Genomic DNA, 12,533 nt, shown 5'->3' with positions numbered 1-12,533 from the left:
GCGTCCAGATGCCCGCGCCGGTCGCGATGTCGTGACTTGACCATCCCCGGCTCACGCAGGACGACAGGGAGGCCGAACTGCAACACCCCGTCACAATCTACGGTGGATGGCCGCACTTCGCCGTGACCTCGGATGGGCTCCGGCGATATGTTTCAGGAATTCTTTGAAACATTTTGTGCGCTGCGACGTTCGGCCTATGGCCCAGTCGCGGCCGACGTTAAGAGTTGACGCAAAAGTTAGCGGCCTGACCCGCCGCGGGGGACCTCACATGATTTCGACCTGGAGCGAATGGAAGCGCTATCCCCGTCCCGGACGGGGCGAGAACCTCGAGGCGCCGATCGCGCCTGGTATTTACGAGGTCCGCATTGCCGGTACCGGCGCACTCTATTCGTTCGGCGCGGTGGACAATCTCGCGCAATCGCTGGCGCTGCTGCCGGTCGGCTCGAAGAACTGGTTCGGCCGCCGCAACGCGTCCGACGTGCCTGATCTCGAATACCGGACCTGCGCGACCTCCTCGAAGGCCGACGCCAAGGCCGCGGCCGAGCGCATGATCGGCCGGCGCGAGACCTACATGAGCGGCGCGGCCTAAGGCCGCTCCCATTTAGTTACAGGCAGCTTTGCGTTGCGGGGCGGTGCATTGCGTGCACCTTGTCCCTATATTCCGGACCGATCCGATCGCCCCCACTTGATCGTCCGAGGAGCAACGCCATGACCCCGACCGCCGCCGCACGCGCCCAGCACACCTCCGCCACCCTGCGCGACCGGTTGAAGGATCCGTCGCTGCTGAAGGAGGCCTGCTATATCGACGGCGCCTGGGTCGGCAGCCCGGTGTTCGCCGTCAACAATCCCGCAACCGGCGCCGAGATCGCAAAAGTCCCGCAGCTTGGCGCGGACGAGACGACGAGGGCGGTTGAAGCCGCTCAGAGGGCCTTCCCGGCCTGGGCCAAGCACACCGCCAAGCAGCGCTCCAACATTCTGCGCAAATGGTTCGAGCAGATCACCGCCAACCGCGAGGATTTGGCGCTGATCCTCACCTCCGAGCAGGGCAAGCCGCTCTCCGAAGCGCTCGGCGAGGTCGATATCGGCGCCGCCTATATCGAGTTCTTCGCGGAAGAAGCCCGCCGCGTCTATGGCGAGACCATTCCGAGCCAGCGGCCCGATGCGCGCCTGCTCGCGATCAAGCAGCCGATCGGCGTCTGCGGCGCGATCACGCCGTGGAATTTCCCGAACTCGATGATCACGCGCAAAGTGTCGCCGGCGCTGGCCGCGGGCTGCACCGTGGTGCTCAAGCCCGCCAACGAAACGCCGCTCTCGGCGCTGGCGCTCGCGGTGCTCGCCGAGAAGGCCGGCATCCCCAAGGGCGTGCTCAACATCATCACCGGTGACGCGCCGCCGATCGGCAAGGTGCTGTGCGAGCATCCGGCCGTACGCTTCGTCGGCTTCACCGGCTCGACGGCTGTCGGCAAGATCCTCTATCAGCAGGCCTCGGTCGGCGTGAAGCGGCTCGGCCTCGAGCTCGGCGGCAACGCGCCGTTCGTGGTGTTCGACGACGCCGACATCGACGCCGCGGTCGAAGGCGCGATCGTCTCGAAATACCGCAACATGGGCCAGACCTGCGTCTGCGCCAACCGCATCTACGCCCAGGACAAGATCTACGACGCGTTCGTTCAGAAGCTGTCGGCGAAGGTCGCGGCGATGAAGATCGGCGATGGCACCGAGAGCGGCGTCACCCAGGGTCCGCTGATCAACATGAAGGCCATCGACAAGGTCGAGCGCCACATTGCGGATGCCGTCAAGCGCGGCGCCAAGGTCGTCACCGGCGGCAAGCGCAGCGAGCTCGGCCGCTCGTTCTTCGAGCCTACGGTGCTGGCCGACGTCAATCCGGATTCGCTGGTGTCGCAGGAGGAAACCTTCGGCCCGCTCGCGCCGGTGATCCGCTTCAAGGACGAAGCCGACGTCATCGCGATGTGCAACGCCTCGCCGTTCGGTCTCGCCTCCTACTTCTACTCCCGCGATCTCGGCCGCGTCTGGCGCGTCGCCGAAGCGCTGGAATCGGGCATGGTCGGCGTCAACACCGGCCTCATCACCACGGAAGTCGCGCCCTTCGGCGGCGTCAAGGAAAGCGGCCTGGGACGCGAAGGCTCCCGTCACGGCATGGAAGAATATGTCGAGATCAAATACGTGATGATGGCGGGGCTGTAGGCCGGGCTCTCTCTCCGTCATTGCGAGCGGAACGAAGTAATCCAGAATCTTTCCGTAGAGACAGTCTGGATGGCTTCGTCGTGAGAGCTCCTCGCAATGACGGGACTACGGACTACCGCCGCAGCACCGCAATCGTCCGGTTTGCAAACGTCAGCCGCTCCGCCATCACCGACACGAAATACGTCAGCAGCTTGTGGCTGAGTGCGGGGTCTTCGTCCTTGATCGCGTCGAACTGGTGCGTGTTCAGCACGTAGAGCACGCTGTCGACCTCGGCCTGGATCGTCGCGCTGCGCGGCGTGTTCGACACCAGGCCCATTTCGCCGATCGTGGTGTAGCGGCCGAGGCTGCGCACGCGCGTGGTGCGGTCGTCGTCGGCGGGGATCATGATGCCGACGCGGCCTTCGAGGATGAAGTGCATGGAATCGGCGGGATCGCCGGCCTGCACGATGATGTCGCCGGCCGCAACCTCGATGCGCTGGCAGCGGTGGATCAGCCGGTCGGCGTCGTCCTCGCTGTCCAGAATGCGCGTGAACCAGTCATGCAGGCTGGCTTCCTCCTGCGCCAGGCCCTGATGCTGCGAGATGAGCTCGTTCTCGCACCATTCCAGCGCGTGATCGAGCTCGGGAATGATGGTGACGCCTTCACCGACGAAGTCGCTGGAGCGCAGCACCTTCTCGGCCGCGGCCGACAGATGCACCAGGATCAGCTCGACGCCGAGGTCATGCGCGCTGCGCTTGATCTGGGCGAAGCTGTAAGCCGCTGACGAATCGACGCCGGTGACGAGCTTGAAGTCGAACAGCAGATAGCGGCACTCCGGTCGCTCCTGAAGCAGCTGCTTGACGTGCTGGTAGAGCCGGTTGGCCGAGCCGAAGAACAGATAGCTCTGGAGATTGAGGCCCTGGATATTGCCGCCATGCGCCAGCAGCACCTCCTGGTCGTCGCGCGAGCGGTCGAGCGAGGAGCGATATTCCGAGCCGTCGAAGCTGTACTTGATCGACTCCACCCGCGCCGCGCTGAAGGCAAACGTCGCGCAGCCGATGACCACGCCGATCAGGATGCCCGGCACGAAGCCCCAGGTGACGATGATCGCGATGATGGCGATCAGCGAGAGATATTCAAGCTTCGAAAGCCGCCTGCGCGACTCGATGATCCATCGGTGCAACTGGTCGGCGCCGAGATAGAGCAGCAGGCCGCCGAGCACGAATTTCGGGATGAAGCCGAGCAGCTCGGGCGCGACTGCGAGCATCAGCAGTGACAGTGCCGCGACGGTGAGCCCGGACAGGCGCCCGCGCCCGCCGCTGCTGTAATTGAGGATCGAGCGGCTGGTCGAGCTGCAGCCGGCATAACCGCCGAGCAGGCCGGTCAGGACATTGGCGATGCCGGTGACGTTCAGCTCGCGCTCCAGATTGGCTTCGCGGTGCACGGCGACCTCGATGCCCGTGGTGTTGAACAGCGTGCAGGAGGCCGTAACGAAGATGACGGCGACGACGTTGCCGATCAGATCAGGCAGGGCAAACCAGGGATAGCGGGCGAGATTCTCGGTATGCCAGGGCAGCATGAACACTGCTTGCGGCGGAGGCTGAAATGTCCAGCCCAGGGTCCGCGCATGGTCGAACGAAATGCCGGTGATCCAGAAGGCCAGGTGCGCCGTGAGCACGCCGCCAACCAGGATGATCGGCAGCCCGAACGGGCTGCGCGAGCGGTGCCAGGTGAGATATAGCACCAGCGCCATCGCGCAGGCGGCCCCCAGCTCCAGCAAAATGGTGGGGTTGGCAAAATACGGCAGCGTCGAAAGCTGCAGCGGGTGGTCGGTGATGACGCGGACCGCGCCGAGCGCGATGAGAAGTCCGGTGGCGCCGAGAAAGCCGCCGACCACGGGATAGGGCACGTAGCGGATGGCGCGGCCGAGCCGCGTCAGGCCCAATCCACACAACACCAATCCCGTCAGCACTGTCGACAGGCCGAGCGTGATCAGGACCGGCGGGAGCAGCGGAGTGGCCAAATTCGCTGTCTCGATACGCTCGACCAACGAAGCCACCAGGATACCCGTCACGGCGGCAGTCGAGCTGTCGGGCGCCGCGACCGCAAAGGGCAGGGAGCTCCACAGCCCGATGACGATCGCGAGGACCGCGGAGCTGAGGAAGGTCGCAGTGATCCCGTAGGACAGATAGGGCGACAGCGGACCGGCGAAGATCAGCAGCGAATAGGACAGTCCGAAGGTGACGGTCAGGATGCTGGCGGCGCTGCCACCCAATATATCATTCAGCGCACGCTTGAGGGCCGGATTGAAACGCGGCGCCGGACTGAAAACAATTGCTGGATCGGACACGCCGTTGCGCTCGCCCCTGGAAAATGCCCTCTGAGACGTAGACGAGTACGGGCTTAGCGCAACAGGATTCTTGTGACGATGAAGTATCCGACAGTTTCGGGCTGAGGATTCCCGTTCACGGCGTGTGAATGCTCAACCATATGGTTGAGACGGGAGGCCGCAGTTTGGCGAAGATTCGGAGTCCGGTACTCCCACCATCCGCAATCGATGAATCGCGCGGTATGGGTCCCTGCGTTCGCAGGGACGACAGCGGAGGGAAGGCACTGGCCTCCCCCCGTCATTGCGAGCGGAGCGAAGCAATCCAGAAATGTATCCGCGGAGGGATGCTGGATTGTCTCGTCGCAAGCGCTCCTCGCAATGACGGAGCGAGACGGAACGGCGCGCCTTAAATCCTCCCCGGCCTAAATCTTCAGCTCTTTCCCCGTCACGCGCCGGTACGCTTCGAGATACCTTTTGCTGGTCGCGTCCACGACGCTGGCGGGAAGCGGGGGCGGCGGGGCGTCGCCGTTCCAGCGGCCGGCGCGGCGCTCGACGTCGAGATAGTCGCGCAAGGGCTGCTTGTCGAAGCTCGCCTGCGGCTGGCCGGGCTTGTAGGCATCGACCGCCCAGAAGCGCGAACTGTCCGGCGTCATCACCTCGTCGATCAGGATGATGCGGCCGTCCTTGTCGCGGCCGAACTCGAACTTGGTATCTGCGATGATGATGCCCTGCTCGCGCGCCAGTTCCTCGCCGAGCGTGTAGATCGCGCGCGTCATGCTCTCGAGCGTGTAAGCCGTCTCGTCGCCGACCACTGCGCGCATCTTCGCGATGGTGATGTTCTCGTCATGGCCGGTCTCGGCCTTGGTCGCCGGGCTGAAGATCGCGGGCTCGAGCTTTTCGCTCTCGACCAGGCCGGCCTTCAGCTGCTCCCCAGCAAGCGTGCCGCTTGACGCATATTCCTTCCAGGCCGAGCCCGAAATATAGCCCCGGAGCACGCATTCGATCGGGAATACGGTGGTGCGACGGCAAAGCATCGCACGGCCGAGAATATCGGCGCGGTGCGGCTTCAAGGCCGGCACGGCGGCGATGATCTCGTCGGTGTCGGCGCTGATCATGTGATGCGGCACCACGCCTTCGAGCCTATCGAACCAGAACGCGCTGATCTGGGTGAGCACCGCGCCCTTCATCGGGATGGTCTCGCCCATCACGACGTCGAAGGCGCTGATGCGGTCGGTGGTGAGCAGCAGCAGGCGGTCGTCGTCGACGGCGTAGATATCGCGCACCTTGCCGCGGCCGATCTTGGTCAGGGGCAGGTCGCTGGAGAGCATGGTGGTCATCTTCAGGCCTTACGACAGGACATCCGGCCGCGCCGGATAGCGCGACCGGAACCGGATTAGCCTATTCCGGCAGCGGAATGAACTCATGTTCCTGCGGAACCGCGGCGAAGCGGCCGGTTTTCCAGTCCTGCTTGGCCTGCTCGATCCGCTCCTTGCTGGAGGAGACGAAATTCCACCAGACATGGCGCGGTCCTTCCAGCGCATCGCCGCCGAGAAACATCATCCGGGTTGCCTTGAGCGCCTTCACGGTGATGCGGTCGCCGGGCCGGAAGATCAGCAGCCGCGGTGCCTCGTAGCGCTCGTTTGCGATCTCGACCTCGCCGTCGACGATGTAGATCGCGCGCTCCTCATGGTCAGGATCGAGCGGCACGCTAGCGCCCGCCACGGCGGTGACCTCGGTGTAGAACCAGGGCGACGCCATTGTCACCGGCGAGGTGATGCCGAACGACGACCCCGCGATCACCTTCGCGGTGAAGTCGCGCTCGGAGATGACAGGCAGATCGCCGGCCCCATAATGCTGGAATGACGGCGCGATCTCTTCCGAGCCGGCCGGCAGAGCGATCCAGCTTTGCAAGCCCAGCATTTTCTGGCCCGCAGCGCGCTGCACATCCGGCGTGCGCTCGGAATGCGCGATGCCGCGCCCGGCCGTCATCAGATTCATCGCGCCCGGCTGGATCTCCTGAACGTTGCCCTCGCTGTCGCGATGCATGATCGCGCCGTCGAACAGATAGGTGACGGTGGCGAGCCCGATATGCGGATGCGGCCGCACATCCATGCCCTTGCCCGAGACGAACTGCACCGGCCCGAAATGATCAAAAAAGATGAACGGCCCGACCATCTGCCGCTTGCCGTGCGGCAGCGCGCGCCGCACCGCGAATCCGTCGCCGAGGTCGCGCGTGCGCGGCACGATGACGAGATCGAGCGCATCGCAGGACATGGGATCGCCGAGCACGGGATCGTTCGAGGGTTGCCAGCTCATGGGGGAGTCCTTCCGTATTTTAGCGAGCCTGATCGTAGCAGGATTTTGTAGTGACGTCGCGGTGCTACGCGAATGCCGGGCCGTAGGGTGGGCAAAGGCGCGTCAGCGCCGTGCCCACGACCATTCTCCGATCGAGACGAAGCGGTGGGCACGCTGCGCTTTGCCCACCCTACGATCTATGAAGCCGGGCGATGACACCTGTGGCACGGATGGTCCTTGAAAAAACAGTCCCAACAAACGATGTTCGGCTGTCTCTAATCGCATCCAACCGCATCGTCCGATGACCCTCGCCGCAACCGAACTCGCCTTTCGCGCCGCTAGCGTCGCGCTGCTGCTGATGCTGGCGGCGTCGCTGTTGCATGATTTTCGCAGAGTGCTCGCAGCTCGCCTCGGCGCAGCCTTCGCGCTGGGCGCGGCCGCGCATGCGGTGAGCTACTCGGTGGATGTCACGTCGCGGATCCCGCTCTTGCATGCGCCGCTGATTGCGTTGTCGACCGGCACCATGGTGGTGTTCTGGCTGTTCACACGCTCCCTGTTCGACGACGAGTTTCGCCTCCGCTTGTGGCACGGATGGGTCTGGGCGCTGGTGACGGCCTTCAGCTTCGCGGGCTGTGTCTGGATTGCACCCAGCGGCCATGTGCGGTTCTCGGTCACTATGGTCAATCTGATCGTGCTCGGTTTCATCGCGCTCGCGGTCGGACAGATGGTCGCCTCCTGGCAAGCCGACCTGGTCGAGCGCCGCCGTCGCGTTCGTGTCTTCATCGTCTGCGCAATCGCGCTCTATGGCGGGCTGAACGCGGTGCTCCAGATCGCCGTCGCCGGCTACCACGTCGGCGATGTCGCCGAAACCATCAATGCCGGCGTGCTCGCCTGCACCGTCGCGGCGATCGTCTATGCGATGATGCGCATTGACGGGGTGGATCTGTTTCCGGCAGCAGTGGAGCCCGCACCGCCCAGCGTTTTCAGTCAGCCTGCGGCCGATGATGCCGCCGATCAGAAGCTCATCGACGCCTTGATGCGGCTGATGGCGGACGAGCGGATCTATCGGCAGGAGAACATCACCATCGGCGTGCTGGCGGGCCGGCTGAAAATCCCGGAATACCGATTGCGGCGGCTGATCAACCAGCGGCTCGGCTATCGCAACTTCAATGTGTTCCTGAACAACCACCGCATCGAGGAAGCCAAGGCCGCGCTCGCCGATCCCGCGCAGGCCGAGGTCCCCGTGATCACCATCGCGATGGACGCCGGCTTCCAGTCGCTCGGTCCGTTCAACCGCGCCTTCAAGGCGGTGACCGGGGTGACTCCGACCGAATATCGGCGGCTGAGGGTCGATGCGGCTTAGATTTCAGGCCTTTGAAATCACACAAGAATTCCAGAATCGACCAGCCTCGATCAGTTTCGACGAGGTCGTTTTTCAAATCCGGCGAGCGCCTATCGCCCGCATCCGGCCTGCTCTCCCGCACTCGTCCCGAAGCCGGAGAAAGCCAGTGACCCGTCGCCGTAAGATCGCCCTCCTCACCACCGCCATCGCCTGCGGCCTCGCGCTCGGCGTGGCGCGGGCGCGTGACGTGCCCCAGATTGCCACCGGCTTCATCGCGGACACGCTCTGCTCGGAGACGTTCGTCTCCGGCCTGGATCCTCAACGCAACCTCGCCGAGACCACCGACGCGATGCCGGGCACCGGCCTCCTGACCTGGGCGATGAATTTGCAGATCGATCGCGCCCGCAAGGATGTCACGGTGACGCTGCTCGGCATCGGCCGCAGCCGTGCCGTCTATCGCGAGGGGCTCGGCTGCACGCTCGAGCACGGTCAGGGGATCGCCGATGTCGCGTTGCCGCCGGACGACAGGCCGCCCGCGGCTCTCCCCGAGATCGCCGGCCCGGGGCTCGTGCCGCCACAGAGTGAGGGTCTGGCAGCCGCGCTCGACCGCGCTTTCGCCGAGCCTGCGCAGCCGCCTTATCGCCGCACCCGTGCGATTGTCGTCATGAAGTCCGGCCGCATCGTCGCCGAGCGCTATGCCGAAAACATCGGGCCCGAGACGCAATTGCTCGGTTTCTCCATGACAAAGTCGGTGATGTCGGCGCTGACAGGCATTCTCGTGCGCCAGGGCAAGCTGAAGCTCGACGGGCGCGCGCCGATTGCGGCCTGGCAAAATCCGGATGATCCGCGTCATGCCATCACCATCGATCATTTGCTGCGTCACACCGCGGGCATAGCACTCGGAAGCTCGTTGCAAGCTTCGCTCGGCTCCGTGCTCGAGCCGGTCAACGCCATGAAGTTCACCGAAGACGACATGGCGACCTATGCCGCGAGCATGCCGCTTGCGACCGCGCCGGGCACGGTGTGGAATTATCATGACGGCAACACAATTCTGCTCGCGCATCTGATCCGCAACGCCGCCGGCGGCAAGCCCGCCGATGCGCTGGCCTTTGCGCGCCGTGAATTGTTCGCGCCGCTCGGCATGCGTCACGTCACGCTCCAGCTCGACGGCGCCGGCACGATCGAAGGCTCCAGTAAAATGCTCGCATCCGCGCGCGACTGGGCGCGCTTCGGCCAGCTCTATCTCAATGACGGCGTCGCCGGCGGCAGGCGTATCCTGCCCGAGGGCTGGGTGAACTATTCCGCAACCGCCACGCCAAATGCCTGGGTCGGTATCGGCGCCGGCTTCTGGACCAACCAGGGCGACAGTTTTGGCGCGAATGTTCGCGTGAAGCATGGCTGGCCGCGCGATGCCTTCTTCGCCAAGGGCACGATCGGGCAATACACCATCGTGATTCCGTCGGAGAAGCTGGTGATCGTGCGGCTCGGCCGCTCGCCCAATGCACCGCCACAAGCGGATGGCGTATTCGATCTCGTGCGGGATGTGGTGGCGGCGACGCGCGAGAAAGGGAAAATCGCGGGGGTGAATTGAGGAGCGAAGCGCCGCCTCTTCTCCCTCGCCCCGCTTGCGGGGAGAGGGTTGGGGTGAGGGGAAATCTCCGCGGGGGAGGTGAGAGTTGGATTCGCGGAGAGCCCCCCTCACCCGGAATCCAAGCTGCGCTTGAATTCCGGCCTCTCCCCGCAAGCGGGGAGAGGCGAAGGATCGACTACCTCCCCAGCTCCGTCGCCTTGGCCACGCGATCGAACCGCTCCAGCGTCATGATCGCATCGGCAAACTTCTCCGCGCGCGCGTTCAGCACCGGGCGGGCCAGCGTCAGGAACTTCTGCTGCATCGCCTGCGCGTCGGGGAACGAGGCCGGTTCTCCCGAGGGATCGGCGTAGAGCCGCTCATGCACGCCGTCGTCCGTGGTGATGCTGACACGGGCGCCAAACGGATGCGTGCGGCCAACCTCGAGCCGGTCGTCCTGCACCACGTCGAACTTGTCGGCGAGGGCGTCGATCGCGGCATCGCCAAGGCGATTGTAGTCGTCCCAGCCGAACGAGCCCTGGTCGAGTGCGAGCGCGCCGGTGAAGAACATCGAGAACTGGCCACCGACGATCGAGGTCGGATGGCGCTTGGTGGCGGCATCGCCGGTCAGCGTGATGCCGTTTCGATGCAAACCAATCTCGACGCGCTTGACCTGGTCGGGCGTCAGATTGTGCTCGCGCCGCATCGCGATCAGCGCGTCGATCGCGGCGTGGGTGTAGCGGCAGCTCGGATACGGCTTCACGCCGATCTTCATCGTCTCATAGGTCTTGCCGAGCTCGGCGACAGCCTTGTCGGGATGCGCATCGTCGGTGTAGCCGGCGAGCAGGCCGTGCTTGCCCTCGACGGATTCCGACGAGCCGACGAAATCGTTGCGGGCGAGCGTTGCGGCGATCACGCCGTTCATCGCGGCGGCGCCGACCTGGTAGCGCTTGTTCCAGGCGCCGTTGACCAGGAATTGCAGCGAGCCCGCGGCCTGGCTGCCGGAGACGCCGAACGCCGAGACGATCTGCGCCTCGGACAGGCCGAACAGTTTGCCGGCCGCCGCCGCCGCGCCATAGGTGCCGGCGGTCGCGGTCGGATGGAAGCCGCGCGCATAATGCGAGGTCGGGTCGAGCGCGTTGCCGAGCCGGCAGCAGACCTCGTAGCCCGCGACGATCGCGGTCAGCACGTCGCGGCCCGATGCGCCGACCATCTCGCCGACGGCGAATGCGGCCGGAACCACCGGCGCACTCGGATGCAGCGAGGAATCGGCATGTGTATCGTCGAAATCGAGGGAATGGCCGAACGCGCCGTTGAGGAGGGCTGCGACCGCCGGGGTCCAGGTCTTGCTGTCGCCGAACACGGTGGATTCGCCCTTGGTGTCGAGCGCGAGCGCCTCCAGCATCTTCAGGATCGAGGGGGTCGATTCCGCTTCGCTCCGCGCCCGGATGGCACTGCCGAGGAAGTCCAGCGTCAGCACCTTGGCGCGGTCCAGCACTTCCGCCGGAACATCCTGAAAGGTCAGGTTAAAGACGTAGGCGGCGAGCGTTGCGGTTTCGTGGGCCATCGTGTTTCCTCGTTTTGGCGCGCAAGTTAGGCGGGCTGATTTGGCCTTTCAAGCGGCCTTGGGGCCGCGGGCATCAGCCATGCTTTTGGCTCGCTTCACGTGGATCGGACCGGGACATTCGACGATGGCATTCGCGAAACAGCTGTTCGACCGGGTCCACGGGCGGCGAACCCAACTCGGGCTGGCGATCCGGGTCACCGTGGCCGCGGTGGCGGCCTATGCCATCGCCACGGCGCTGCATCTGTTGCTGCCGCTCTGGGCGGTGCTGACCTCGCTGATCGTGACCCAGATGAGCGTGGGCCGCTCGCTGAAGGCGACGCGCGACTACGTGCTCGGGACCATCGGCGGTGCGATCTACGGCGGCGCCATCGCGATCCTGATCCCTTATTCCACCGAGGCGGGCCTGTTGGGTCTGCTGGTGCTCGCGGTCGCGCCACTCGCCTTCGTCGCCGCGATCAACCCAAGCCTCAACGCGGCGACGGTGACGGCAATCATCGTGCTGCTGGTTCCGACCATGCATCACTCCGATCCCATGACGTCTGCGATCGATCGCGTCAGCGAAGTCGGGGTCGGCGCCATCACGGGGCTGCTCGTCTCGTTCCTGGTGCTGCCCTCGCGCGCGGTGCGGCAGATCCGCGCCAGCGCGGCCACGCTGCTCGAGCTGATCGCCGACGCTTTCACCGAGTTGCTTGCGGGCCTGACGCGCGGCCGCGACAACGACGCGCTACACCGGATCCAGGACGGTATCGGCACCGCGATGGTCGGCATGAACGCGATCGGCGCCGAAGCCGAACGCGAGCGCTCCGCGCGGCTGTCGAGCGGCCCCGACACCGGCCCGCTGCTGCGCACGGTCCTGCGTCTGCGCCATGACGTCGTGATGATCGGCCGCGCCACGGTGGTGCCGCTGCCGGTCGAGGTGCAGATGCGGCTCGCAGCGCCCTTGACGGAAGTCTCGACCGTGATCGCGCGCTTCCTGCGCTCCGCCGCCGTGGCCCTGCGCGAAGGCGCCGGTGCGCCGCCGATCCATCCCGTGCATGTCGCGCTCCAGCATTATGCCGAAGCGGTCGCCGCTGTGCGCCAGGACGGCCTGATCCGCGGCCACCCCGGCGACACCGCGGAGCGCTTCTTCGCGATCGGCTTCTCGCTGGAGCAGATGCACCAGAATCTCTGCGATCTCGATCGCGTCGTCGGCGAATGGTCGGAGGCTTCGTCCGACAAGTCCGCGCGCGTGGCGGAATGAGTCAAAGGATCA

9 protein-coding genes are annotated in these 12,533 nt (G+C 65.3%); 5 read left to right on the top strand and 4 right to left on the bottom strand.

Annotated elements, in window-relative coordinates:
• Positions 1–268 precede the first annotated feature (268 nt).
• On the top strand, positions 269–589 hold the full coding sequence (locus AB7532_RS00105) for a hypothetical protein (protein WP_441232823.1): 321 nt from the start codon (positions 269–271) through the stop codon (positions 587–589).
• Positions 590–708: 119 nt separating this feature from the next.
• On the top strand, positions 709–2,202 hold the full coding sequence (locus AB7532_RS00100) for an NAD-dependent succinate-semialdehyde dehydrogenase (RefSeq protein WP_441232822.1): 1,494 nt from the start codon (positions 709–711) through the stop codon (positions 2,200–2,202).
• 112 nt (positions 2,203–2,314) lie between these two features.
• Here the strand turns inward: AB7532_RS00100 and AB7532_RS00095 are convergent, their stop codons facing one another.
• From AB7532_RS00095 to AB7532_RS00085, 3 genes are all read right to left on the bottom strand, one after another.
• Entirely contained in the window at positions 2,315–4,531 is a 2,217-nt protein-coding gene (locus tag AB7532_RS00095; RefSeq protein ID WP_441232821.1) for an SLC26A/SulP transporter family protein, read from the bottom strand.
• Between the two features lie 401 nt (positions 4,532–4,932).
• A complete protein-coding gene (locus AB7532_RS00090; RefSeq protein ID WP_441232820.1) occupies positions 4,933–5,847 on the bottom strand; it encodes a phosphoribosylaminoimidazolesuccinocarboxamide synthase in 915 nt (304 codons plus the stop codon).
• Positions 5,848–5,908: 61 nt separating this feature from the next.
• Positions 5,909–6,826 carry a pirin family protein gene (locus AB7532_RS00085; protein WP_441232819.1) on the bottom strand — a complete coding sequence of 306 codons (918 nt, stop codon included), beginning with the start codon at positions 6,824–6,826 and terminating at the stop codon, positions 5,909–5,911.
• Positions 6,827–7,106: 280 nt separating this feature from the next.
• On the opposite strand from AB7532_RS00085, the gene AB7532_RS00080 reads away from it, so the two are divergent.
• Both AB7532_RS00080 and AB7532_RS00075 read left to right on the top strand, forming a co-directional pair.
• Positions 7,107–8,168 (top strand): helix-turn-helix domain-containing protein, encoded by a 1,062-nt coding sequence (locus AB7532_RS00080; RefSeq protein ID WP_441232818.1) that lies wholly within the window; start codon positions 7,107–7,109, stop codon positions 8,166–8,168.
• Between the two features lie 145 nt (positions 8,169–8,313).
• Positions 8,314–9,738 (top strand): serine hydrolase domain-containing protein, encoded by a 1,425-nt coding sequence (locus AB7532_RS00075; protein WP_441232817.1) that lies wholly within the window; start codon positions 8,314–8,316, stop codon positions 9,736–9,738.
• A 175-nt stretch (positions 9,739–9,913) separates the two neighbouring features.
• Here the strand turns inward: AB7532_RS00075 and AB7532_RS00070 are convergent, their stop codons facing one another.
• Entirely contained in the window at positions 9,914–11,281 is a 1,368-nt protein-coding gene (locus AB7532_RS00070; protein ID WP_441232816.1) for an MmgE/PrpD family protein, read from the bottom strand.
• A 124-nt stretch (positions 11,282–11,405) separates the two neighbouring features.
• On the opposite strand from AB7532_RS00070, the gene AB7532_RS00065 reads away from it, so the two are divergent.
• Positions 11,406–12,521, top strand: a complete 1,116-nt coding sequence (locus tag AB7532_RS00065; protein WP_441232815.1) for an FUSC family protein — start codon at positions 11,406–11,408, stop codon at positions 12,519–12,521.
• Positions 12,522–12,533 lie beyond the last annotated feature (12 nt).

Origin of the sequence: Bradyrhizobium sp. 930_D9_N1_4, from assembly GCF_052076015.1 — a bacterium.
GTDB lineage: Bacteria > Pseudomonadota > Alphaproteobacteria > Rhizobiales > Xanthobacteraceae > Bradyrhizobium.
This window is presented reverse-complemented; position numbering and strand designations above follow the sequence as displayed.

Bases quoted from the DNA above. Each gene is read 5' to 3' on its own strand.
- AB7532_RS00065 (WP_441232815.1), top strand. From the start codon at position 11,406: ATGGCATTCGCGAAACAGCTGTTCGACCGGGTCCACGGGCGGCGAACC.
- AB7532_RS00105 (WP_441232823.1), top strand. From the start codon at position 269: ATGATTTCGACCTGGAGCGAATGGAAGCGCTATCCCCGTCCCGGACGG.
- AB7532_RS00070 (WP_441232816.1), bottom strand. From the start codon at position 11,281: ATGGCCCACGAAACCGCAACGCTCGCCGCCTACGTCTTTAACCTGACC.
- AB7532_RS00085 (WP_441232819.1), bottom strand. From the start codon at position 6,826: ATGAGCTGGCAACCCTCGAACGATCCCGTGCTCGGCGATCCCATGTCC.
- AB7532_RS00080 (WP_441232818.1), top strand. From the start codon at position 7,107: ATGACCCTCGCCGCAACCGAACTCGCCTTTCGCGCCGCTAGCGTCGCG.
- AB7532_RS00100 (WP_441232822.1), top strand. From the start codon at position 709: ATGACCCCGACCGCCGCCGCACGCGCCCAGCACACCTCCGCCACCCTG.
- AB7532_RS00090 (WP_441232820.1), bottom strand. From the start codon at position 5,847: ATGACCACCATGCTCTCCAGCGACCTGCCCCTGACCAAGATCGGCCGC.